Below are 23,505 nucleotides of genomic sequence, written 5' to 3'. Positions count from 1 at the left end.
GCCAACCGTCTATGCAGATAGGATCAAGCCGGGTCGGGTTCCTTTGCCTGGCGCGCGAGGAAACGACGATCGATATCGGGAAGCGGCTCGCCGTGGATAATTGCCTCGAAGGCACGCAGGCGCTTGTAAATGGACAGAAGCTCGACAATCGTTGTCCACGCATTGACGAGATATTGGAACGAGGAGCGCACTTGCCCGAAGGCATCGAGAATTCGGTTCAATAGACCCAAACTGATTTTGGCGGCCACCATCGTTGGGACCAATACTATATAAGGGAATATATTATCTATCTGAAGATAGAATATGCGAGCCACATTGAAATACATGTAGTGGAAGTAAAGCCTAAAGTAATTTCGCCGCACGTTGTTAAATAGTTCGGCGACAGTGGGCGGCCGAGCACGATTCGGATCATCTTCACCATAAACAAGTTCTTTTCGATAGGCAGCCTCGACGCGCTGGTTACGGAATTCGAGGCCTGGCAACTTGATGCCGACGAGCGCCAAGAAAGTAGTCCCAAAAATCGACCAAACAATCGCTACCACCACTAGGGAGTAAGGGACCTCTCCGACGATTGGCAATTCAGTTACATTTTTCGACAGAACGAGGAGAACGGGCAAGAATGCGATCAGCGTCATTACCGAGCGGACCAAATTCACACCGAGTGCTTCCATCGTCGTGGAAAAGCGCATGGTGTCGTCCTGGACACGCTGCGACGCTCCTTCGATAGTGCGAAGCCTGTCCCAATAGAACATGTAGTATTCATTCATCGCCGTGCGCCAGCGGAAGATCCAATGGCTCACAAAAAATAGGTTAAGGACACCCACGGCAACGGCCAATCCAGCGACCCAGGAGATGGTCAGCAGTTGGCTGTAGAAATCCCACGGCGTTGTCGAATACGCCTTGCCGAGCGCCCGCTGTATGAGATCGTAGAACGGTCCGTACCAAGCGTTAAAGGCTACATCCACTTGAACCTGGAAATAGATCACGAAGAGAATGAGCGCGGACCCAAGGATCGACCAGTTCTGCCAAGGATGGGGTGAATACCACCTCCAAAAGCCAGCGAAAAGCGCTACGCCCGTGCCGTAGTATAGGTAGAACCAGACGAACGGGTCAGACCAAAAGACTTCAACGCCAACGGGCGTGTCGGCTGCCACCGGAGCAAGCCCAATCAGGGTACCCAGCTCTTGGCCGCCGAAAAACCAAATTATGATGAGCAAAAGGCTCCAGACGGCGGCCGAGGTGAAAAACAGCTTCGGCTGCGGGAAGAAGGATACGAACACTGTGGTGAAATCCTCGGTCGGTGCGCAAATCAGCGGGGTTCAGCGGGCATAAAGTCACACATTAGGTGGAAAGCAAATGCCCGTACCCGATGCCCGGCATCGAGCAAGACCACAATCATGGCGATTTTGGCGCGGCCGACCAGGTGATCCCAGCAGATACCAGCAATACGCCAGCAGCGACGATCGAGGCCAGGAAGAAGTTGCCCGAGGCTTGCGCCAGCAGTCCGGCGACGATCGGGCCGACGATCTGGCCGATGCCGAAGGAAGCGGTCATCAGCGCAAAAATCCGGCGCGGCGCCTCCGGCACGAGCTGCCTTGCCGTCTGCAGGCCGAGCGCGGTGATGGCGATGAAGGTGCCGCCGAGCAGGACGCCCGCCAGCAGCGGCCCGGCGGTGCCGCCGATGGCGACGCTGGCGGTGACGCCGACCACCTCGACCAGGCAGCCCACGGCATAGGCGGTATAAAGCCCGATCCGTGCCGCTACCTTCTGCCACAGCCAGACCGAGGGAAAGCCGGCAAGGCCGGTGACCATCCAGACGCTTGCCTCGAAGACGCGGCCGCCGCCGCCCTGGCGCACGATGGCGACCAGGAAGGTCGCCGTCACCACATAGCCGAAGCCGAACAGGCCGTAGGCAACGATGACTTTTGCCAACGACCGGTCCCTCGGCAGTGCCGGTTCGCGGTCGGCCACGCCGCGGCCAGGTGCGGTGCTGCCGGCGAGCAAGGCGACCATCGCAAGGCCGCCGGCGGAAATCGCTGCCGACCACAGCCAGCCCGAAGCCCAGCCGGCATGTTCGGTGACCAGAACCGCCATCAGCGCTGAGGATGCCGCGATGCCGAGGCCGACGCCGCCGAAATGCAGCGCCTGCAGGTCGCTTCTGTTGGCGGCTGCCAGGTGACCAAAGACGATCGAGGCCATGAACACCATGACGAAGGCGCTGGCGAGACCGGCAAGGAAGCGGAGGACGACAAAGGCGGTCATCGTCTCGCTCAGCCCCATCAGGGCGGCGAGCGCAGCACTGGCGGCAAGGCCGCCAAACATCAGCAGGCGCTCGCGCCCATGCGCCCAGCCGCCTGCCGCCGCAAGCGCGCCGACGAGGTAGCCGAGATAATTGGCCGACGCGATCCAGCCGGCATCGGCCGGCGACAGATGCAGTTCTTCCATCATTCCGGGCAGGATCGGCGTGTAGACGAAACGGCCAATGCCCATGGCAACGGCCATGGCGATCATGCCAGCGAGAGCTTGGCGCAAGGGTGATGGAGCGGCGTTCATTGCAGCGCACCATAGAATTGGCGACCGATGAAACAATCCGCTTTGTGTTGGGCCAGCGGGCGCGACTAACGCCCCCGCATCTCAGCCGCAGCCGACCGCCCCGGTCTCGTAGGCGGTGCGGCGCGCCGTCAGCCGGAACGGGATATCTCCGAGTTCGCGTTCCGACATGGTGTCCAGCACCGGATGCGACAATGGGTCGGTAACCCAGTCGATGACATCGCCGCCGTGCATCCCATCATAGCGGTCCGGCCGGAGGCCGGCAGCGGCTAAGATCTTGAACAATGATACGATCGTCATCCTCGCCTCCTCGGTCTGACTGTCCCACTAAAATCTGCCTTGTCGGGCTGTCTTTCAATTGAGATTTCAGCCGCGCCGGTTTAGAAAAACTGAAATGGCTATGCTGAACCGCGTCCATCTCAACGGCCTGCGCGCCGTCGAAACCGTCGCCCGCCTCGGCTCGCTGGCGGCCGCTGCCGGCGAGCTCAACGTCTCCGTCAGCGCCGTCAGCCAGCAGATCAACCGCACCGAAAAGCAGCTTGGACAGGCGCTGTTCGAACGAACGGCGAGCGGGCTGGTGCTGACCGAGTTCGGCACGGTTTTTTCCGCCCGGCTGGGCGCCGGTTTTCGCGAGCTGGCGCAGGCGGTGGCGCTGGCCGACGAGGCAAGCCAGTGCACGCTGGTGGTTTCGGTGGCGCCGGCCTTCGCCTCGAAATGGCTGCTGCCGCGATTGTCGCGGCATTTCGACCGCCATCCCAACGTGCTGCTGCGCATCGACGCCTCGGTGCGGCTCGCCGATCTCGAGCGTTCCGACATCGACATCGCCATCCGGCTCGGCGACGGCAAATGGCCGGGCGGCCGGGCGGAACTTTTGTTGGCGCAGGAGGTCTTTCCGGTCTGTGCGCCGGTGATCGCCAAAAAGCTGACGTCGATCGAAGACCTCGCACAGACCTGCGCCATCACCGACGAGCGGGCGATGATCAATTGGGAGAGCTGGTTCAAAGCCGCTGACGTCGAACCAGTCACCTTCCGCAAGGGTGCGCGTTTCACCGACCCGATGCTGTGCCTGGAATCGGCGATCGCCGGCCATGGCGTCATGCTCGGCTGGCAATTGCTGGCCGCCGATGCGCTGGCCGACGGCCGCCTCGTCGCGCCTTTCGGCGTGCGGGCGCAGAGCGGCCTCGGCTACTGGCTGGTGACCTCGGCGACCAAGACCGAAAGCCGCAAGGTGCGCGATTTCAAGATCTGGATCCGCGAGGAAATCGCGGCGACCGTGGCGCAGTTCAGCGCGCTGGAAAGCGCTGCCTAGGGCTGTCCGTCGCGACAGTGCTGGAAAGCACAGCTGCGCCGACCTATGTTGGAACTCTCACTCCCGGACCAAGGCAGGCAGGATCATGACCACACATTCGCGCGGCGTTTCCGCAACGATCGACCCGGTGAAGCTCGACAGGCTGGCGGAAGTCGCCATCAAGGTCGGGCTGCAATTGCAGCCGGGGCAGGATCTGGTGCTGACCTCGTCGATCGCAGCCCTGCCGCTGACCAGGCGCATCGTCGAGCACGCCTACAAGGCCGGCGCCGGGCTGGTAACGCCGATCTTCAACGATGACGAGATCACGCTGGCGCGCTTCCGCTACGGGGCGGATGCCGGCTTCGACCGCGCCGCCGGCTGGATGTATGAAGGCATGGCGAAGGCCTTTTCCAACAATGCGGCGCGGCTTGCCGTGCGCGGCGAGGACCCGTCGCTGTTGTCGGCGCAGGACCCGGCGAAAGTGGCGCGCGCCAACAAGGCGAACTCGATGGCCTACCAGCCGGCGCTGGAAAAGATCACCGGCTTCGACATCAACTGGAACATCGTCGCCTACCCGGATCTCGCCTGGGCAAAACAGGTCTTCCCCGGCGATGCCGACGATGTCGCCGTGGTGAAGCTCGCCGATGCGATCTTTTCGGCATCACGGGTCGATGTGGAAGACCCGATCGCAAACTGGACGGCGCACAATGCAGCGCTGCGCGGCCGCACAAAGTGGCTGAACGAGCACAATTTCCATGATCTGCATTTCAGCGGCCCGGGCACCGACCTGACCGTCGGGCTGGCCGATGGCCATGAATGGATGGGCGGCGCCTCGACTGCCAAGAACGGCGTCACCTGCAATCCGAACATCCCGACCGAGGAGGTCTTCACCACGCCGCATGCACGGCGCGTCTCCGGCCATGTATCCTCGACCAAGCCGCTGTCCTACCAAGGCACGCTGATCGACGATATCTCGGTGCGTTTCGAAGAGGGCAGGATCGTCGAAGCCAAGGCTTCGAAGGGCGAGGACGTGCTGAAGAGAGTGCTCGACACCGACGAGGGTTCGCGCCGGCTCGGCGAGGTGGCGCTGGTGCCGCATTCCTCGCCGATCTCGGCCAGCGGCCTGCTGTTCTTCAACACGCTGTTCGACGAGAACGCCGCCTGCCACATCGCGCTCGGGCAGTGCTATTCAAAATGCTTCGTCGACGGCGCCTCGCTCAGCCAGGACGAAATCGCCCAGCGCGGCGGCAACAAGAGTTTTATCCACATCGACTGGATGATCGGCTCGGACAAGATCGACATAGACGGCGTGCATAAGGATGGCCGCCGCGTGCCGGTGATGCGCAAGGGCGAGTGGGCGTAAAGGGGGCGGATGGCCTTCGACCTGACGGTCAAGCGAATTTACGAAGCACCCGCGCCCGATGACGGGCAGCGGGTGCTGGTCGATCGCATCTGGCCGCGCGGCGTCAGCAAGGAGGATGCCGCGCTGACGCTGTGGCTGAAGGAGATCGCGCCGAGCGATGAATTGCGGAGGTGGTTCGGACATGAGCCGGCGCGATGGGCGGAGTTTCAGGTGCGGTATTCGGTCGAACTGGATGGGAATAGAGAAGCGGTGGCGAAACTGCGTGGCTTGCTCGGCAAGGCCAAGGTGACGCTGCTTTATGGCGCGCATGACGAGGCGCATAACAATGCGGTGGCGTTGGCGGGATATTTGCGCGGGACGGGTTGAGAGACAGCGAACCGCTGCATACGCCGCAAGCGAAAGCCTTCACAATTAGCGATCGCCCTCCACGCGTTCGTCATCCTCGGGTCTGCGCTGCGTCGCTTCGCTCCTTGCTACGCCATAGGCTGACGAGGCAAGGCTACGCTACTTCACCACCCCTTCATAAGCCTCCGGCTTGAACCCCACCAAAATCTCATCCCCGACCTCGAGCACCGGGCGCTTGATCATCGTCGGGTTGGCCAGCATCAGCTTCCTGGCCTTCTTCTCGTCGAGCCCTTGCTTGTCCTTGTCCGGCAGTTCGCGAAATGTGGTGCTGCCCTTGTTGAGCAGCTTTTCCCAGCCAACCTTGCCGACCCACCCGTCCAGTCTGCCCGCCTCTATCCCCTCGGCCCGGTAGTCGTGAAAGCGGTAGGGCACAGCATGGCCCTCCAGCCAGGTGCGCGCCTTGCGGATCGTGTCGCAGGTGGTGATGCCGTACATGGTGATCGTCAAAACGCGCTTCCCTTGACTGACAGTCGAATCCTCAGACAGCCTAAAACCGCCCTCCCCGCTTTGCCAGCTTCCCAATCGCTAGCGGCGCTTTTTTAGAGGTTGCCAATACTAAGGAAATTTCCTAAGTATCTGCCTGCACCGCGTCGACAGACCTCAGGATCGCCCATGCCAAGCCTCCTCGCCCCAACTACAAGTCTCCCGCCGATCGACGGCATCTTCCGCGCGCTGGCTGACCCGACGCGGCGGCGCGTGGTCGAGCGGTTGAACCGCAGTCCGGCCTCGGTCAGCGAGTTGGCGCAGCCTTTCGAGATGGCGCTGCCTTCCTTCATCGAGCATCTGAAAGTGCTGGAAGGCTGCGGTCTGGTGCGATCGGAAAAAATCGGCCGCACCAGGACCTATCAGCTGGCGCCCGAACCGCTGCAGCTCGCCGAAAACTGGCTGGCCGAACAGCGCACGCTGTGGGAGCGCCGACTCGATCAATTCGACGCCTATGTGATGAGCCTCAAGGAGCAAGAAAAGTGAGCTATCCCTTCAAGCCCGACCCCAGACTGGACCTTGTGCTGGAGCGCAAGCTCGACGCGCCGCGCGAACTCTTGTGGAGCGCGATGACGGTGCCGGAGCATGTCAAGCAATGGTTCACGCCCAAGCCCTGGCTGATCACCGATTGCGAGATCGACCTTCGTCCGGGCGGACTGTTCCGGACGCGCATGCAATCGCCCGACGGCAAGGAGGTCAACGACCGCCATTGCTGCTATCTCGAGATCGTGCCGAACGAGCGGCTGGTGTGGACCGATGCGCTGCTGCCGGGCTATCGGCCCTCGGGCGAGCCCTTCATCACCGCAGTCATTTCGCTTCAGTCGGATGACAAGGGCACGCGCTACACGGCAACGGCCATCCATCGCGACGAGGCTACCCGCAACAATCATGAAGAGATGGGGTTCTTCGACGGCTGGGGCACGGTGGCCGATCAGCTGGCGCAGTATGTGAAGACCATTTGAGCTTTTCCCACTGCGGCCAGGACTTTGTCCCGGCCGCCTGGTTTTTGGGTCGTGCAGCGAAGCGCGCGCCGGAACCCGACGGCACCCGGGCTCAGTAGTAGAAGCGCTCTTCGGTGATCTTGCCGTTCTTGACCGTGTACAGGCCAACCTCGTCCATGGTGACCCGTTCGCCGGTGGCCTGGGGCGTTATGTCGAACTTGAAGCGCACCGCGAACTGGTCGCCGTTGACATAGGGGCCTTCGACAGAGCCGCCATGGACTTCGTGGTTCGCTTGCCACCATTCGCCCTTTTGCCTGAGAGCCTCCTTGCCACGGGCGATGGCCATCGGCCCCTCCATGGCTTCGAGGCTGACGATATCATCGGCATTGTACTTTTCACCAGCACCCAGGTGATCCCCCTGCTGGAGCATTTCGGTGAAATCCTTGGCAACATCCGCGATGGTCATGTGTGTTCCTCCTGTTCAGACTGGTTTGAAGTAGGGAAGCGCTTGCCGGCCCGCCACCTTTACCCGCACGACAGCTGACACGGTGTGTCAGGACGATGGATATAGCGCGGCTGTGTGACGACGATTGCGGCGGCGTCGGACAGCGACTTCGGTTGCAGACAAAAGCCAATTCCGCAATGCTGGGTGCATGTGCAACCTCTACAACATCACGACGACGCAAGAGGCGGTCCGCCAATGGACCCGCACATTGCACGATATCAGCGGCAACCTCGAACCTTCGCTTGATGTCTATCCCAATCAACCTGGGCTTGTCGTTCGCAACAGGGCGGATGGGGAGCGTGAACTGGCGAAACTGCTTTGGGGTTTGCCAACGCCGCCCGAGCGCATGAAAGGTAAGGCCGACTACGGCACCACCAACGTTCGCAATCCGCAATATTCGCACTGGCAGCAATATGTGGGGGTCGAGCACAGATGTGTCGTGCCGGTGACCAGCTTTGCCGAGCCCAGCCCTGCGGCGAACGATAAAGACCCGGAAACAGGAATCCAGCGAAATTACTGGTTTGCCCGTGGCGAGAGCCGGCCGTTGTTCTTCTTCGCTGGTTTCTGGACGTCTTGGCAGGGCGTGCGAAAGGTCAAGGACGGTCCCGGCGACTTCGAGCTATACGCCTTCATGACCACCAAGCCTAATGCTCTCATTGCGCCGATCCATGAGAAGGCTATGCCCGTGATCCTCACCACGCCGGAGGAAACCGAGGCTTGGCTGACGGCGCCATGGTCGAAAGCACGGCATTTGCAGCGGACGGCGCCCAACGACGCGTTGGTGATCGTTGAGAAGCCAGCCACACAGATCAAGTTCCCACCACAGGCCCCGGCCCAAGGGTCTCTGTTTTAGCCCGAAATCGGCTCTCCTCAATCGTCGTCTCGCCAGATTACCCGGCGAACCATGCGGATTTCGACAAGACGTCTGACGCGAATTTTAAGGCGTTCAGCAGCGCTTGGCAGAATGATGCCTGCATCGAGCTCACGACCTTTGCAGCGCTCGCACCGCATGTGCCGCTCCACATCCCAAAAGGGGATATCACCAACCAGCTTTGCGAGATCGCCAGGCAGATAGTGTCGAGTGATGTTGCAGTTCCGACATCGAACACGAATTAGCTGCCCGACTTCATGCGCCAAGCAGAGGGTTTGCACATTTCGGCGCGGTCGGGTGCTTAGTTCGGGCATCCCGCAAAGTAGGAATATGTTCCTTTGCGAGTCAATTCACACTTAATTCCACCTTGGCGATCTTCACAGCAGGTTAAATCCAACCGTCGATGAAGGGATTGGGTTGGATCAGCTTGGCAGCATAGGGCAGTTGGCACCACGGCGCAGGCTGATATGCGCCACGTCGCCGACGCTGAATTGAAAGCCCTCGGCCTGGCGCGGCGCATCGATCACCACCGGCAATCCCTGCCCCAGCTCAGCATGCAGCCGCAGCGTGCGGCCGTGGAAGACGATGGAGTTGACGCGCGCCGGCGCGGTGCCGGCGGCGGCATCGGTGGTGGCCAGCAAGTCCTCGGGGCGAACGCCGATGGTGCGCTCAGTGCCTTCGCCGGGTGTGTCGCCGGTTTCAGATGTTGCTTCCAGCGAAAGCCCGCCAGCGGCGAAGCGCAGGCGGTCGCCGTCGCGGCCGATGAAGCGCGATTGCAAGAGGTTCATGGTGCCGATGAAGCTTGCGACGAATTTCGTCGCCGGCCGGTCGTAAAGCGTAGCCGGCGGCGCGATCTGCTCGATGCGGCCCTTGTTCATGACGACGATGCGGTCGGAGATCGACAGCGCTTCGGTCTGGTCGTGGGTGACCATGACGAAGGTGGTGCCGAGCCGCGACTGCAGCCGCTTCAGTTCGACCTGCATCTGTTCGCGCAGATGCGCATCGAGCGCCGACAGCGGTTCATCGAGCAACAGAACGCGCGGCTCGCAGACTATGGCGCGGGCGAGCGCGACGCGCTGGCGCTGGCCACCCGACAGTTCGGAAACGCGGGCGCCGAGCTTGTCGGCGAGGCCGACCATGTCGAGGGCTTCGCGGACGCGCTTTGCCTGCTCGGCGCCGGACAGTTTGCGCAGCGACAGGCCGAAGCCGACATTCTCGGCGACCTTCATATGCGGGAACAGCGCATAATCCTGGAACACGGTGTTGACGGGACGGTCGAACGGCCTGAGCGCGGTGATGTCGCGACCATCGAGCAGCACCTTGCCGCTCGACGGGCTCTCGAAACCGGCAATGACGCGCAGGCTGGTGGTCTTGCCGCAGCCCGAGGGCCCGAGCAGGGTGATGAACTCGCCGCTGATAATGTCGAGATCGACGGCGTCGAGCCCGACAATGCCGCCGGGGAAAACCTTCGAGACCGTGTCCAGGCGTACCAGCGCATCAGGCGCCATCGCGAACCTCGGACGGCTTGGTGGTGTTGACCCAGAGGATCTGGCAAGGCTCGGTGCCGGGATTGCGGAAGGCGTGCAGAAGCGTGCTCTTGAAGGCAAAGGAGTCGCCGCTCTTCAGCACGTATTTTGTCGAGTCCACCACCAGTTCGACCTCGCCCGACAGGACATAGCCGAACTCGTGACCGATATGCGCATAGGCTTCCGCCGTGCCGCCATCGGCTTCCACCGTCACCAAGAGGCCGGTCAGCGCCGCGCCCGGCGGCGACAGCAGCGCCTTGGCGATGCCTTCCGACTTGACCGGGAGCTGCCGCCTTTTGTCGGCGCGCACGCAATAGAGATCGTTGGCGGCTTCGTTGCCGTCGGTGATCAGCGCCGAAGGCTCGATGTCGAGCGCGGCCGCAAGCGGCCAGATCACCTTGACGCGCAGCGAAGACAGGCCGCGCTCGATCTGGCTCAGCGCACCGATGGAGACGCCGGCTTTTGCTGCCAGCTCGGCCAACGACAAATTGCGCTCCAGCCGCAGCGCCCGCACGCGCCGGCCGACGCGAATGTCGGCGTCGGCCTTTGGTTTCTCGGTTGCGTCGTCAAGCATGTCCATGCGTGGGTCCTTGTAACTGTCCTATTGGCGCGGCGCAGCGCCGAAGAGCTCCCCCTTCTCCCCTTGTGGGAGAAGGTGTCGCCGAAGGCGACGGATGAGGGGTTTTCCAGCGGAGTGAGACGTTGGCGTTCCCTGGACCACCCCTCATCCGTCTCGGCGCTGCGCGCCGATCCACCTTCTCCCACAAGGGGAGAAGGTGAGGTCTGCGCTGCTCACCCGCCCGCCTTCACTTTCTCGAACATCTTCGCCACATCGTCGTTCTGCTTCATCGGGCCGGTGAAGATGGTGGTCTTCAGCATCACCTCCGGGTCCGCCGGCAATTGCAGCTTGTCCAGTTCGTCCTTCGCCACGCCGGCGAAGGCGGTGCTGAGCGAGCTGCCATAGCCGTAGGCCTGGATCAGGTACTTACCCGAGTCGGCGTCGAGCCGGCTGTTGATGAAGTCATAGGCGAGGTCGACGTTTTTGGCGTCCTTGAGCATGACGAAGCCGCAGGCCCAGGTCAGCATGCCCTCCTTCGGCTTCATGAACTCGACCGGCACGCCCTGCTTCTTCAGCGAGGTTGCCGACGCGTTCCAGGTCATGGCGGCGACCAGCTGGCCGCTGGCCAGCGCCTGTTCGACCGAGGTCATGTCGGTGGTGTAGTTGGAGAGGAGGGGACGCTGCTCGCGCAACTTTTCCGCCACCTTGTCCATCTGCTCGGGCGTCATGTCGAAGGGGTTTACGCCGGCCAGAAGTGCTGCAACGATCGGCGTGTCATGCACGGCATCGATGGTCGCCATGCGGCCGGCATATTGCTTGTCCCACAGAAGGTTCCAGCTCGCTTCCGGGTTCTTCACCAGATCGGTGCGGTAGAGGATCGAGGTGTTGCCCCAATCCCACGGCACCATCCAGACCTTGCCGTCGCCGGCCTGGATGTCGGGCAGGTTCTTGAACACCGGGAAGATCGAATCCCAGTTCTTGATGCGCTTGGTATCGATCGGCTGCAGCAGGCCTTCCTTGTTCCAGCGCGCCACCTTGTCGTAGCAGGGATGGGCGATATCGGGGCGGAAGCCGGCCTTGACCTTGGTGAAGGCATCGTCGTCGTCGCCGAAGATCGAGGCCTCGACGCCATCGGGATGGGCCGTCAGGAAGCTTTTGTTGAAGTCTGGCAGTTCATAGCCGGACCAAGTGAAATATTGCAGCTTGTCGGCGGCGAAGGCGACAGTCGACGACAGGACGATTGCAAGCGCGGCAAGCCCGGTGCGGGCTGTCTTTGCAGTGATCGATTTCGGGCCAGTGATCGATTTCAGCCCAGTAATTGATTTCGGGTCGAATGCCATTTCGGTTCTCCTCTTTTGTTATGGTTCAGGCTGGACTGGTGGGCGCCGTCCGACGGGCTGTGCTCAGCCCGCGATGGCGCAGGATTTCGGCGATGCCGGCGATGATGACGGACACAGCAAGGATAGCTGTCCCCAGCGCCATCACGGTCGGCAGCGAGCGAGGAAAACGCAGTTGGCTCCAGATGTAGAGCGGCAGCGTCGGCTCGGTGCCGGCGAGGAAGAAGACGACGATGAACTCGTCGAAGGAAATCAGAAAGGCCAGCATGAAGGCCGAGACGATGGCCGGCAGCGAGAGCGGCAACATCACCCGCCGGAAGGTCGTCCAGTCGGAAGCGCCGAGATCGAGTGCGGCCTCGCGAACGGTTTTCGGAATTGCGGCAAACCGGCTGCGCATGATCACCACGGTGGTCGGCAGCGCCACCAGTATGTGGCCGAGAACGATGGCGATGCGCGACGGGCCGAGGCCGATGAGATTGACGAGGATCAGCAACGATATGCCGACGATGACGCCGGGGATCAGGATCGGCAGCCTGGAGATGGCGCTGATGGTGGCGGCGAGCGGCGAACGACCGTAGAGGTCCATATAGGAGACGGTGATGCCGCAGAGCGTGGCGCCGGCGGCGGCCACGACGCCAATGACGAGACTGTTCAAAAGCGCGCCGGACAGCGCCGGATTGCCATAGAGCGTGGCATACCATTCGAGCGTGAAGCCCTGCAGCGGAAACGCGGCCTGGATGGAGTTGTTGAAGGAAAACAGCGGGATCAACAGCACCGGCAGATAGAGGAAGACGAGATAGGCAAGCACATAGACGCCGAGCCAGCCGCGGCCATCATCTCTCCGCGCCGCGCTCATGTGCGGCTGCCGAATTTGCGGTCGGCGCCGCGTGCGACCAGCACCACGCAGAGGATGACCAGCATCACGCAGACTGAAAGTGCCGCCCCGAACGGCCAGTCATTGGCCTTGCCGAACTGCGACTGGATCAATGTGCCGATCATGGTGCTGGCGGGACCGCCGACCATGGCCGGGGTGACATAGTCGCCGACCGTCGGCACAAAGACGACGAGGGCGGCCGCCAGAACGCCCGGCATCGAATTGGGCAAGACGACGCGGCGAAACGCCGTGAACGGTCTGGCGCCGAGATCGGAGGCGGCTTCGAGCAGTGATTTCGGGATGGTGTCCAGCGCCACATAGATCGGCAGGATGGCGAAGGGCGCATAGGCATGCGCCAGCGTGACGACCACCGCCGCCGGCGTGTTGAGGAAGGCCAGCGTCGGCTCCGACCAGATGCCGCTTTCGATCAGCGCCGAGTTCAAGACGCCGTTGTAGGCGAGCACGATCTTCCAGGCGAAGACGCGCAGGAGATAGCTGGTCCAGAACGGCAGGGTCACCAGAAACAAAAGCAGGCTGCGGCGGCGGCCGGCATAGAAGGCGAGATAGTAGGCGACGGGATAGGCGGTGACGACGGTCGCCAGCGTCACCAGGCCGGCGATCACCAGCGAGCGCAGCGTCACCGTCCAGTAGAGCGGATCGGAGACCACGGTGATGAAGTTGCCTGCCGTAAAGCCGGCGCCGAGCAGCGAACCGTCATTGCCGCGCAAGGCGAGGAACAGCACGAGGCCGAGCGCAAACAGGATCAGGAAGAAGGTGACCAGCCCGCCCGGCAGCAACATGGCGAAGCGGAAGCCCCGGGCGGAGCCTGCTGGCGCTTCAGACGCAACGACGGTCGACATCAGGCTGCTCAATGGAAATATGAAATCGACTTAGCTTTTTTCATATTCATGAAACTGTCAAGCTGAATCCACGAGGCCTAAACGGCCGGCGCGCAATCAGCGCTCGAAGGCGTCGAGCATGCGGTACCAGGCGATCGTCGCGGCGACGCCGATCTGGCGAAAGGCGTGGAACGGAATCGGCCGGATCGGCGACAGCGGGAACGGCAATTGCGCTGCCTCACCGTTTGCCAAATAGCCCGCCATGCGTTTTCCCAGCGCGGTCATCAGGCCGACGCCCCTGCCCTGGCAACCGACCACGGCGAGCAGGCCCTTTTCAGGTTCGTGGATGTGCGGCAGATGATCCGGCGTCATCGCCACGCGACCGAACCAGCGTTTCTCGATGGCGACATTGGAGAGCGCGGGATAAAGCCGCACCAGCGCGCGCTGCAGATGCGCCCAGTCGGCCTCGCTCCTGGGAAGCGCCATGCGGCCACGGCCGCCAAGCACCAGATGGCCGTCGGCTGTTTTGCGGTAGTAGACGAGAATGCGCCTGGAGTCGGACACCGCCTGCCCTTCCGGCAGGATCGTCGCCGCAAGGTTGGATGACAGCGGCGCGGTCGCGACCTGGAAGGAATGCAGCGGCACGATCGTTTCCGCGAGGCCCGGAAGCAGTCCATCGGTATAGGCGTTCGTCGCCAGGACAACCGCTTTCGCCCGCACCTCGGCGCCGCTTTCGGTTGAGACACGCCAAAGGCCGGCCTCCTTGCGGAGTTTCACCACCTTCTGCCGCTCGGCAATGCTGGCGCCGGCGGCGGCGGCGATGCGCGCCAGTTCCACTGTATAGGCGAGCGGATCGATGATGCCGGCGCGGCGGTCGAGCCAGCCGCCGAGATAGCCTTGCGCGCCGGTCATAGCGGCGATCTCGCTTTCATTCAGAAGCCGGACATCGGCGCCACGCGCCCGCCATTGACGATCCCTGTTCGCCGCCGCTTTCAATGCGGTTTCGGTATGCGCGGCCTGGATCCAGCCATTGCGCGTGAACGGCACCGCCAGCTTTTCGTCTTTGATGAGATCGAACACCGTATCCGCCGTCGAGGCGGCGAAATCGACCAGCGCTTGGCCACGCTCGGGGCCGAAATGCTCGAGCAGCCATTCGGGATCATATTTCAGGCCGGGAATGACCTGGCCGCCATTGAGGCCCGAGGCGCCCTGGCCGATCTCGCCAGCCTCCAGCACCTGTACACCGAGACCGAGCCGGGCTGCGTGCAAGGCGGTCGACAGGCCCATGAAGCCGCCGCCGACGATGGCAACGTCGACCGGCGCAGTGACGAGCAACTGGAAGGCGGATGCGGTCTGCGGCTTCTGCCAGATCGGAACGGAAAACGGTGCGGGCAAGGCTTCACCTGGAGTATGCGCAAAATGAAAATTCTAGTGCCAGTTTCATTTTTTTGAAAGAGCGGGCCTCATGTCAGAACCGACAATTGCCTACGCCACAGGATAGACCTTTGACGTGAATCCGGTGAAAGTGCAGCGGCCCAGCTGCCATCTCGATCATCAAAGGACCGTAAGCCATGACGAACCCAACGCAGCTTCCCGCCGACGGGCTCTTCATCGGCCGAGCCAGGGCAAGCGATGCCTCGCATCCGCTGGTGGTCACCGTGCGCGACGGCATCGTTTTCGACGTCACCTCGACCACCGCACCCACAGTGCGCGACATTTGCGAGATGGCCGATCCGGCCGGACACGTGCGCTCTGCCAAGGGCGAACCGATCGGCTCGCTCGACGCGATCGCCGCCAACAGTTTTCAGGCCACCCGCGATCCGGCAAAACCCTATCTGCTCTCGCCTATCGACCTGCAGGCGGTGAAGGCGTCGGGCGTGACCTTCGTGGTCAGCCTGCTCGAACGCGTCATCGAGGAGCAGGCGCGCGGCTCGGCGGAAAAGGCCGACGCCATCCGCGCCGACATTGCCGGGCTGATCGGCCACGATCTGTCGAAGCTGAAGCCCGGCTCACCCGAAGCGATGGAGATCAAGGCCAAGCTCATCCAGCGCGGCGCCTGGTCGCAATATCTGGAAGTCGGCATCGGCCCCGACGCCGAGATCTTTACCAAATGCCAGCCGATGGCGTCCGTCGGCTTCGGTGCCGATGTCGGGCTGCATCCTGTCTCCACCTGGAACAACCCCGAGCCGGAGATCGCCATGATCGCCGCCAGCACCGGCAGGATCGTCGGCGCCACCATCGGCAACGACGTCAATCTGCGCGACGTCGAGGGACGCTCGGCGCTGCTGCTCGGCAAGGCCAAGGACAACAATGCCTCGGCCTCGCTTGGGCCCTTCATCCGGTTGTTCGACGCAACATTTTCGATCGACGACGTGAAGCGCGCCACGGTGCGGCTGCAGGTCGAGGGCGAGGACGGGTTTTCGCTGGAGGGCGCGAGCTCGATGGCCGAGATCAGCCGTTCGCCCGAAGAGCTGGTCGCGGCCGCCATGGGGCCGCACCACCAGTATCCCGACGGCTTGGCGCTTTATCTCGGCACCATGTTCGTGCCGTCGAAGGATCGCGGCGAGAAGGGCAAGGGATTCACCCACAAGATCGGCGACATCGTCACCATCTCGTCGGAGAAATTCGGCGCGCTGGTGAACCGCGTGCTTCTGTCGCCCGATTGCCCGCACTGGACCTACGGCGCCAGCCATCTCATGCGGGACCTCGCCAAGGCCGACCTGATCTGATTTCGGAGCAGCCAGGACGAACGGATAGCCGATAAACGTTCCTATCCGGTCCCTGTAAGCCGTTTGTTAGCGGAATCCGGGTGACTGTATCGGAAATTCGCTCCAGGATCGGGGCGCGGTCTGTGGGGGCCGAATTGCATGCTCGGTTTGCCGATGATATCGGTGCGCAATCTCGCCATGCGTTATGGCGGCGTTGTCGCGCTCAGGGATATGAACCTGTCTGTCGGACAGGGGACCATCCATGCTGTCGTCGGTGAAAGCGGCGCCGGAAAGTCGACGCTGGTGAAGGTGCTTGCCGGCGTGCTCCGGCCCAACAGCGGCACCATCCGCGTCGGCGACCAGATCGTCACCGTCGACAGCCCGATCGCTGCACGCAAGCACAGCTTCGGCGTCGTCCACCAGGGGCTCGGCCTGTTTGCCGACCGCTCGGTGCTGGCCAATCTGTTCGTCAATCGCGAGCCGTTGCGCAATGGCTTCGTCTCCAGGCGCGAGATGGAGGCACGCAGCCGCACCTTGCTTCGGCAACTCAAGCTCGACGTCGATGTCCACGCTCCTGTGGGACAACTCGGCATGGGCGAACGGCAATATGTCGAACTCGGCCGCGCAATTCTGGAAGGCCCGAGGCTGCTGATCCTCGATGAACCGAATTCTGCGCTCGACCGGCGCCAGACCGAGCACCTGTTCACCGTACTAAGTGACCTCAAGGCCAAGGGCACGAGCGTGCTCTATGTCTCGCACCGGCTGGAGGACGTGTTTGCGATCGCAGACCAGGTCACCGTGATGCGCAACGGCCGTGACGTGCTGACAAGTGAGCGCTCGGCGTTGAGCGAAGCCGATGTGATCGACGCCATGATCGGCCAGCAGCGCGGCAGCCTGTTCCCGCCTGCACTGCCGGCCAATGCCAGCACGATAAGGCCGCGGATCACGGTGGAGGGTCTGAGCGGCGGCCGGATTTCCGGCGTCAGCTTCACCGCCCGCTCCGGCGAGATCCTCGGCTTGGCCGGGCTTGAGGGGTCGGGCGTTGAAGACCTGTTCGAGATGCTGTTTGGCCTGCGCAAGGCGCAAAGCGGCAGGGTGCGGCTCCCCGACGGCTACGGCTTGCCTGGAAATCCGACCGAAGCGGCGCGGCGCGGCATCGGCCTGGTGCCGGCCAACCGCCTGTGCAACGGCCTGATGCCCGACCGGTCGCTGGCCTTCAACATAGGCAACATCGCTACCGGCGCCCGCAACTGGGGGTCGCGCCGCTACTCGCCCAAGGCCGCGATCGCCGCCGCCGCAAGGCAGATCGATGCGCTGGGCATCAAGGGCCTGCCGGACGCGCCGGTGAATTCGCTGCTGGCCGGCGATCAGCAGAAGATCGTAATCGCCAAATGGCTGGAGACGGCGCCGCAAGTGCTGCTCCTAGACAATCCGGCTGGCGGTATCGAGGCGGCTGCCAAGCGCAAGATCTATGCGCTGATCCGGCAGATGGCAGCCAATGGCTGTATCGTTTTGCTGCGTTCGGTCGAGCCGTCCGAACTGACCAACCTCAGCAACCGCGTCCTTGTCTTCCACCGCGGCCGGGTCGCCGGCGAGCTGTCCGGCGCCGAGATGAAGCGAAGGACAGTGCTGCAACTGACCACCACCGGCGAGATGCCGGAGGCGGAGCGGCCGAAAAAGAAACTCGTGGGAGCCATGGCATGACACGATTGGATCCCATGCTACAGCTTGCCGGTTCGGCTGCCCACCCGAAGCGCAGCCTTCGCCTGCCCGTCGAACTCAGGCCGCTCATCGGGCTCGTTGTCCTTGTGGCGATTACAGGCTTTGCCCGGCCGGATTTCCTCGACGAGGCCAATGTGCTGTCGTTGCTGGAAACCGCTGCGTATCCCGGCATGCTGGCGATCGGCATGGTGTTCGTGCTCGCACTCCGCGAGATCGACCTTTCCGTCGGCTGGATATTCCATCTCGCGGCCCTTCTCACCGCATTCCTTCTGGCCGCCGGCATCGACCCGTGGCTTGCCGCCCTTGCCGGCGTGCTGCTCGGCGCCGGGCTCGGCCTCGTCAACGGCCTGCTGGTGGTGGCGCTGCGACTGCCGGCCATCGTCGTTACGCTGGGCACCTTTGCAATGTTACGGGGCCTGGCGGCGGTGGCCGTCAAGATGCAAGCGACAGCTCCGGCCAGCCCAGGCGGCGACTTCTTTGAGATCGTTCACGGCAAGCTGTTCGGCCTTGTGCCGACGGCTGTCTTTGTCTTCGTCGCAATGGCGGTGGTGATGCACCTCGTGCTTCACCGCAGCCGCTTCGGCTACCGGATCCAGGCCGTCGGCAGCAATCCGCAGGCGGCGCTCTATGCCGGCATCCCGACAGGTGCTGTGCGGCTGCAGACGCTGGTGCTGATGGGCATCGTCTCGGGGCTGGCGGGCGCGCTGTGGCTTGGCTCTCCCGTTACCGACGTCGACCAAGGCGGCGGTTTCGTGCTGATGGCGATTGCCGCGGCGATCATCGGCGGCACCTCGCTTTCCGGCGGGCGCGGCACCGTCTTCGGTGCGGTGATCGGCATGCTGATCGTCCAGGTCATCTTGAGCGGCGTTACCCTGTTCGGCATCGACGCCGCATGGAGCCCGTTCGTGATCGGCGCGGTGATGGTGCTGGCGCTCGCGCTCGACCGGCTGGCCAAAGTGCTGCGCAACCGCCAGGCCGAGCGCTTTCAGGAAAATCCGCGCGCCTGAGTTTAAGCCCCGCCTGCTTGCCGGGAATATCTCTATCTCTTGGTTTGATGCAATTCCGGGCGGAAAACCGTTTCACACTTTTCCTGGAATTGCTCTCTAACTGATGCGATCTGATGGGATCGCTGATGGCGCGTTGCATCGCGCCACCATCCATTGAGCGGATGGAGGCTTGCCATCGGCCGCAAAAGAAGATGCTCTGCGCATCCGGGTCGGCGCTGGCAGGAGGAGAGGATCAAGCATCGCCCGGATCATCGCCGGACGTGGAGGTCGTTTTTCAACATGGGAGGAAAGCAAATGCTGACGAGGCTACGATTACTCGTGCTTGGCTTGATTGTGGCGCTGGCCATTCCGGCGGCGGCACAGGCCAAGACGTTCTACTGGATTTCGCATGGCGGCCCGGCCGACCCGGTCTGGACCTACTTCCTGGCCGGTGCCAAGCAATGGGCGAAGGACACCGGCAACACCGTCAACACCTCGTTCCACAATGGCGACGTTGCCTCGCAGCAAGAGGCCGTGCGTGCCGCGATCTCGGCAAAGGCCGACGGCATCGTCACCACCAGCCCCGATCCGGGCAGCCTGATCGAAATCGCCAAGGAAGCCAACACCGCCAAGATCCCGATCATCAACTTCAACACGCCCGATCCCAAGGCAAGCTTCGACGCCTATGTCGGCGGCGACAACGTCACCTTCGGCAAGCACTGGGCGCAATATCTGGTCGACAAGGGCCTGGTGAAGAAGGGCGACTTCGTCTGGATGCCGGTCGAAATCCCCGGCGCCACCTACGGCGTCCAGGAAGAGGAAGGCATCAAGAGCGTCTTCGAACCGCTGGGGATCACCTATGAGATCACCGAAGCGACCCTCGACCAGGCCGAGGCCATCAACCGCATGGTCGACTATCTCACCGCCAACAAGGCCAAGGTCAAGGCAATCATCGGCCTCGGCGATCTGGTCACCGGCTCGATCAAGCGGGTGTTCGACCAGGCCGGCATCAAGCCGGGCGAAATCCCGGTCGTCGGCTGGGGCAACTCGCTCGACACCACCCAGGAAGTGCTGACCGGCTACGTCAATGCCGGCCAGTGGCAGGACCCGCAGGCGACCAGCTATGTCGCTCTGTCGCTGGCCAACATGGCGGCGTCAGGCATTCCCCCGGGCTTCAACGTCATCACCGGCGCGCTCTATGAAAAGGACACCGCGCAGGTCTACGACGACATCCTGTCCGGTAAATAACCCAGACGTTCAACAGTCGCGGCCGCAGCCGCGGTCGCGACTGTCTTTTAGCCGAGCCCTTCGCGTTGCGCGCTGGGCTCAGCCTTCCCCTTCCTGTCGCAGGTTATCAGTGGAAAACCGTTCGCTCATCCAACGCCTGATCGCGAGGCCGGAATTCGGGCCCTTCGTTCTGCTCATCGTCGAAATCGCGGTGTTCTGGAGCATCAACCACGATTTCCTGTCGCCGCAGAACATCTCCAACACGCTGGCCTTCACCGTCGAGCTCGGGCTGATCGCGCTGGCGATGACGCTGTTGATGACGTCGGGTGAATTCGATCTGTCGGTCGGCTCGCTGTTCGGCTTTTCGCCGGTGCTGATGTGGACGCTGTTCAACAGCGGCCTGACCTCGCTGGAGGTCGGCTTCCTCGCCGCGCTGCTGATCGCGGCCTTCATCGGCCTGGTCAATGGCTGGTTCGTCACGCAGCTGAAAATCCCATCCTTCCTGGTGACGCTCGGCATGCTGCTGGTGGTGCGCGGCACCGCGCTGTTCGTCACTGACGGCTTTCCGCAGCGGACGTGGAGCGCCGAGGGCAGCTGGCTGGCCGAAGCGCTGGTCGGTGATTTCTTCATCGGCCCGTTCCGCATCTACATGTCGCTCTTCTGGTTCATCGCGGCGGCCATCGCACTGGGCTACGTGCTGACGCAAAGCCGGACCGGCAACTGGATCCAGGCAGCCGGCGGCAATCCAGGCGCCGCAAGGGCGCGCGGCGTCAACGTCAGCGGCGTCAAGATCGGCCTGTTCGTGCTGTCGTCGGTGATGGCTTCGCTTGCCGGCGTCATCTCGTCGCTGCGCACGTCGGCCGCCAACCCCAACAGCGGCACCGGCTACGAGCTCGAAGTCATCGCCATGGTGGTGATCGGCGGCACGGCGCTGACCGGTGGGCGCGGCACCATCATCGGCACCGTGCTCGGCATCCTCATCCTGCGCGTCATGCGCAACGGCATCGTTCTGATCGGCGTGCCCGGGCTGGCCTACAACATCTTCATCGGCGCCATCATCCTCGGCATGATGGCGCTGCACTCATGGCTGGAACGCCGGCATCAGGCAGGGACCTAGAACCATGGCTGAACCGCTCATCCGCATGTCCAACATCAAAAAGTCCTACGGGCGCGTGCAGGCGCTCGAAGACGCCAATTTTCATGTCAACGAAAGGGAGATCGTCGGCCTGCTCGGCGACAATGGCGCCGGCAAATCGACGCTGATCAAGGTGTTGTCGGGGGCGGTGCCGCTGACCAGCGGCGACATTTTCATCCGCGGCAAGAAGGTCAATCTGCGCAGCACCAGCGACGCCATCGCGCACGGCATCGAGACGATCTACCAGGATTCGGCACTGGTGACGCAGCTGTCGATCGCGCGCAACCTGTTCCTCGGCCGCGAGCCGATCAAGCCGCCGCGTTTTTTGAACCGCATGGACCAGGAGGCGATGAACAATGTCGCCCGCGACCTGTTGAAACAGGTCGGCATCTCCAAGAACATCCCGCCAACGACGCCGATCGGCTCCCTGTCCGGCGGCGAGCGGCAGGCCGTCGCCATCGCGCGCGCCATGCACTTCGACAGCGACCTGATCATCCTCGACGAGCCGACCAACAATCTCGGCGTCGCCGAGACGCAAGGCGTGCTGAGCTTCGTGCGCAACGCGCGCGATTCCGGGCATTCCTGCATCTTCATCGCCCACAACATCCACCATGTCTTCCAGGTGGTTGACCGCATCGTCGTCATGCGCCGGGGCAAGGTGGTGGCCGACGACATCGACCCGAAGAAGACCAGCGTGGCCGAGGTCGAACGCATCATCACCGGGATGTCGGACAAGGAGATCCGCGACGCCGTCATCGAAGGCGGGCCATCGCACGGCTGAACCGTCTTCGCGCCGTCTGGCACGGAAACGCATCCGCTCTAACTCGTTGTAGAGCATGACCTTTTGACAAAACGGTTCCCGTTTGTCCGAGAAAACCGGTTCCCACTTTTCGGGATCATGCTCTATGACTACAGCCATGAAAGCCACCGTTGCCGACATAGCCAGGAGCTGCGGCCTGTCGACCGCGACCGTCGACCGGGTTCTGAACAACCGGGCCGGCGCGAGCGCCGCCAACCGCCAACGGGTGATGGAGGCGGCCAAGCAGCTCGGCTATTTGCCGGTGGTCGATCAGGTGACGCTGCCGTCGCGGCCGGCGCATCTTGAATTCTTCCTGCCGATCGGCGCCAACGGTTTCATGATCGACCTCGCCGGGCACATCGAGGACTATGCGGGGCGCCTGCCGCTGGTCGCCTCGTGCCGGATCCACAATCTCGGCGGCATCTCGCCGGCAGCGCTGCAGGCGGCGGTTGAAAATCTGTCGCTGAAGGCCAATGGCGTCGGCGTCATTGCCGTCGATCATCCGCGAACGCGCAACATATTGCGCGATGTGGTCGAGGCAGGCATCCGCCTTGTCACGCTGGTCTCCGACGTTCCAGCCGCCCCGCGTTCGGCCTATGTCGGCATCGACAACCGGGTTGCCGGACGCACGGCGGCGCTGTTGATGGGGCGCTTCCTCAATGGCCGCCAGGGTCATCTGGCGATGGTCGTCGGCTCGCGTTCCTATCGCGGGCACGAGGAGCGAGAAATGGGCTTTCGGTCGGTGCTGACAGAGGAATTCCCCAATCTCACGGTCTCGAGTGCGGTCGAGATCAATGACGAACCGGAGGGCAGCTACACCGCAACGATGCAGGCGCTGCACAACGAGCCGGAACTGCTCGGCATCTATTGCGTCGGCGCCGGGCGCTCAGGTGTGGCGAGAGCGCTGCTCGAGGCCAAGCCAAAGAAGAAGCCGGTCTTCATCTGCCACGACCTGACCAAGGAAACGCGCGGCTATCTCGTCGACGACCTCGCCGATGTCGTCATCGACCAGAATGCGCGGCTGATCGCGGAGCAATCTGTGATCCGCCTGCTTGGCTCGATCGCATCCGCCGCGCCATACCTGACGAAGAAGTTCATCGAGCCACGGCTGATCTTCAAGGAAAACGTGCCGGTGCAGTGAAGTCGCGCCGTGGCGGTTTCTCCGATTTGTACGACAAGTCGGGGTAGATGCCGCAAATCTGCACAGCAGCCATGCAACTTTCATTGTTGCCGAATCATTGGGCAACCCGTACTCATCTGGGTGTCGGCCATCTACTCCTCCCAGATGCGATGCCGACGCTGAGCGCGGTGCACCTCCTCCCGCATCTCGTTCGAAATCGAGCCCGCTGCCACCTCCTCCCGGCAGCGGGCTTTTTTCATTCTCAAA

The 23,505-nt window shown here is 62.8% G+C and carries 24 protein-coding genes; 13 read left to right on the top strand and 11 right to left on the bottom strand.

The features are described 5' to 3' along the window. Positions 1-23 precede the first annotated feature (23 nt). From sbmA to ACYG9V_RS11195, 3 genes are all read right to left on the bottom strand, one after another. Complete coding sequence (gene sbmA, locus ACYG9V_RS11205; protein ID WP_023668493.1) at positions 24-1,280, bottom strand: peptide antibiotic transporter SbmA; 1,257 nt, start codon at positions 1,278-1,280, stop codon at positions 24-26. A 115-nt stretch (positions 1,281-1,395) separates the two neighbouring features. Then, positions 1,396-2,553, bottom strand: coding sequence for a YbfB/YjiJ family MFS transporter (locus ACYG9V_RS11200; protein ID WP_023738455.1), 1,158 nt, complete (start codon positions 2,551-2,553; stop codon positions 1,396-1,398). Between the two features lie 81 nt (positions 2,554-2,634). After that, positions 2,635-2,850, bottom strand: coding sequence for a hypothetical protein (locus tag ACYG9V_RS11195; RefSeq protein WP_023668495.1), 216 nt, complete (start codon positions 2,848-2,850; stop codon positions 2,635-2,637). Positions 2,851-2,944: 94 nt separating this feature from the next. On the opposite strand from ACYG9V_RS11195, the gene ACYG9V_RS11190 reads away from it, so the two are divergent. The 3 genes from ACYG9V_RS11190 (at position 2,945) to ACYG9V_RS11180 (ending at position 5,567) form a co-directional block, all read left to right on the top strand. Further along, complete coding sequence (locus tag ACYG9V_RS11190) at positions 2,945-3,859, top strand: LysR substrate-binding domain-containing protein (protein ID WP_023828028.1); 915 nt, start codon at positions 2,945-2,947, stop codon at positions 3,857-3,859. 85 nt (positions 3,860-3,944) lie between these two features. Continuing rightward, positions 3,945-5,201, top strand: coding sequence for an aminopeptidase (locus tag ACYG9V_RS11185; RefSeq protein ID WP_023804337.1), 1,257 nt, complete (start codon positions 3,945-3,947; stop codon positions 5,199-5,201). A gap of 9 nt (positions 5,202-5,210) precedes the next feature. Beyond that, positions 5,211-5,567 carry a DUF488 domain-containing protein gene (locus ACYG9V_RS11180; RefSeq protein ID WP_023668498.1) on the top strand — a complete coding sequence of 119 codons (357 nt, stop codon included), beginning with the start codon at positions 5,211-5,213 and terminating at the stop codon, positions 5,565-5,567. A gap of 138 nt (positions 5,568-5,705) precedes the next feature. On the opposite strand, the gene ACYG9V_RS11175 is transcribed toward ACYG9V_RS11180, so the two are convergent. Beyond that, positions 5,706-6,053, bottom strand: a complete 348-nt coding sequence (locus ACYG9V_RS11175; protein WP_023709906.1) for an ArsC family reductase — start codon at positions 6,051-6,053, stop codon at positions 5,706-5,708. A gap of 165 nt (positions 6,054-6,218) precedes the next feature. Here ACYG9V_RS11175 and ACYG9V_RS11170 point away from each other — a divergent pair, with 165 nt between their 5' ends. Both ACYG9V_RS11170 and ACYG9V_RS11165 read left to right on the top strand, forming a co-directional pair. After that, positions 6,219-6,575, top strand: coding sequence for an ArsR/SmtB family transcription factor (locus ACYG9V_RS11170; protein ID WP_023668500.1), 357 nt, complete (start codon positions 6,219-6,221; stop codon positions 6,573-6,575). Beyond that, positions 6,572-7,051, top strand: a complete 480-nt coding sequence (locus ACYG9V_RS11165; RefSeq protein ID WP_023668501.1) for an SRPBCC family protein — start codon at positions 6,572-6,574, stop codon at positions 7,049-7,051. Before ACYG9V_RS11170 ends, ACYG9V_RS11165 begins: the two co-directional genes overlap by 4 nt. A 91-nt stretch (positions 7,052-7,142) precedes the next feature. On the opposite strand, the gene ACYG9V_RS11160 is transcribed toward ACYG9V_RS11165, so the two are convergent. Next, positions 7,143-7,496: a nuclear transport factor 2 family protein gene (locus ACYG9V_RS11160; protein ID WP_023754069.1), complete on the bottom strand. Its 354-nt coding sequence runs from the start codon at positions 7,494-7,496 to the stop codon at positions 7,143-7,145. Between the two features lie 187 nt (positions 7,497-7,683). Here ACYG9V_RS11160 and ACYG9V_RS11155 point away from each other — a divergent pair, with 187 nt between their 5' ends. Continuing rightward, a complete protein-coding gene (locus ACYG9V_RS11155) occupies positions 7,684-8,388 on the top strand; it encodes an SOS response-associated peptidase (RefSeq protein WP_023668503.1) in 705 nt (234 codons plus the stop codon). 440 nt (positions 8,389-8,828) lie between these two features. Here the strand turns inward: ACYG9V_RS11155 and ACYG9V_RS11150 are convergent, their stop codons facing one another. The 6 genes from ACYG9V_RS11150 to ACYG9V_RS11125 all read right to left on the bottom strand — a co-directional run bounded on the left by ACYG9V_RS11150 (position 8,829) and on the right by ACYG9V_RS11125 (position 14,936). Further along, on the bottom strand, positions 8,829-9,914 hold the full coding sequence (locus tag ACYG9V_RS11150) for an ABC transporter ATP-binding protein (RefSeq protein ID WP_023668504.1): 1,086 nt from the start codon (positions 9,912-9,914) through the stop codon (positions 8,829-8,831). Further along, a complete protein-coding gene (locus ACYG9V_RS11145) occupies positions 9,904-10,512 on the bottom strand; it encodes a helix-turn-helix domain-containing protein (protein WP_023687089.1) in 609 nt (202 codons plus the stop codon). Before ACYG9V_RS11145 ends, ACYG9V_RS11150 begins: the two co-directional genes overlap by 11 nt. Positions 10,513-10,724: 212 nt before the next feature. Continuing rightward, positions 10,725-11,831, bottom strand: a complete 1,107-nt coding sequence (locus ACYG9V_RS11140) for an ABC transporter substrate-binding protein (RefSeq protein WP_023668506.1) — start codon at positions 11,829-11,831, stop codon at positions 10,725-10,727. Between the two features lie 25 nt (positions 11,832-11,856). Beyond that, a complete protein-coding gene (locus ACYG9V_RS11135) occupies positions 11,857-12,684 on the bottom strand; it encodes an ABC transporter permease (RefSeq protein WP_460221946.1) in 828 nt (275 codons plus the stop codon). Then, complete coding sequence (locus ACYG9V_RS11130; protein ID WP_352762769.1) at positions 12,681-13,562, bottom strand: ABC transporter permease; 882 nt, start codon at positions 13,560-13,562, stop codon at positions 12,681-12,683. Before ACYG9V_RS11130 ends, ACYG9V_RS11135 begins: the two co-directional genes overlap by 4 nt. Before the next feature lie 96 nt (positions 13,563-13,658). Continuing rightward, entirely contained in the window at positions 13,659-14,936 is a 1,278-nt protein-coding gene (locus ACYG9V_RS11125) for an NAD(P)/FAD-dependent oxidoreductase (RefSeq protein WP_352762770.1), read from the bottom strand. Between the two features lie 176 nt (positions 14,937-15,112). Between ACYG9V_RS11125 and ACYG9V_RS11120 the strand changes: the two genes are divergently transcribed. The 7 genes from ACYG9V_RS11120 (at position 15,113) to ACYG9V_RS11090 (ending at position 23,259) form a co-directional block, all read left to right on the top strand. Then, complete coding sequence (locus ACYG9V_RS11120; RefSeq protein ID WP_352762771.1) at positions 15,113-16,270, top strand: fumarylacetoacetate hydrolase family protein; 1,158 nt, start codon at positions 15,113-15,115, stop codon at positions 16,268-16,270. 138 nt (positions 16,271-16,408) lie between these two features. After that, on the top strand, positions 16,409-17,953 hold the full coding sequence (locus ACYG9V_RS11115) for a sugar ABC transporter ATP-binding protein (RefSeq protein WP_352762773.1): 1,545 nt from the start codon (positions 16,409-16,411) through the stop codon (positions 17,951-17,953). After that, positions 17,950-18,978 carry an ABC transporter permease gene (locus tag ACYG9V_RS11110; protein ID WP_198020833.1) on the top strand — a complete coding sequence of 343 codons (1,029 nt, stop codon included), beginning with the start codon at positions 17,950-17,952 and terminating at the stop codon, positions 18,976-18,978. Before ACYG9V_RS11115 ends, ACYG9V_RS11110 begins: the two co-directional genes overlap by 4 nt. A 294-nt stretch (positions 18,979-19,272) precedes the next feature. Beyond that, a complete protein-coding gene (locus tag ACYG9V_RS11105) occupies positions 19,273-20,205 on the top strand; it encodes a substrate-binding domain-containing protein (RefSeq protein ID WP_023692133.1) in 933 nt (310 codons plus the stop codon). Between the two features lie 109 nt (positions 20,206-20,314). Then, positions 20,315-21,301 (top strand): ABC transporter permease, encoded by a 987-nt coding sequence (locus tag ACYG9V_RS11100; protein ID WP_023668514.1) that lies wholly within the window; start codon positions 20,315-20,317, stop codon positions 21,299-21,301. 4 nt (positions 21,302-21,305) lie between these two features. Next, positions 21,306-22,100, top strand: coding sequence for an ATP-binding cassette domain-containing protein (locus tag ACYG9V_RS11095; protein WP_352762774.1), 795 nt, complete (start codon positions 21,306-21,308; stop codon positions 22,098-22,100). A 136-nt stretch (positions 22,101-22,236) separates the two neighbouring features. Further along, complete coding sequence (locus ACYG9V_RS11090) at positions 22,237-23,259, top strand: LacI family DNA-binding transcriptional regulator (protein ID WP_023668516.1); 1,023 nt, start codon at positions 22,237-22,239, stop codon at positions 23,257-23,259. The last annotated feature ends 246 nt before the right edge of the window (positions 23,260-23,505 follow it).

The sequence above is a fragment of the Mesorhizobium sp. W016 genome (genome assembly GCF_054719485.1).
This window is presented reverse-complemented; position numbering and strand designations above follow the sequence as displayed.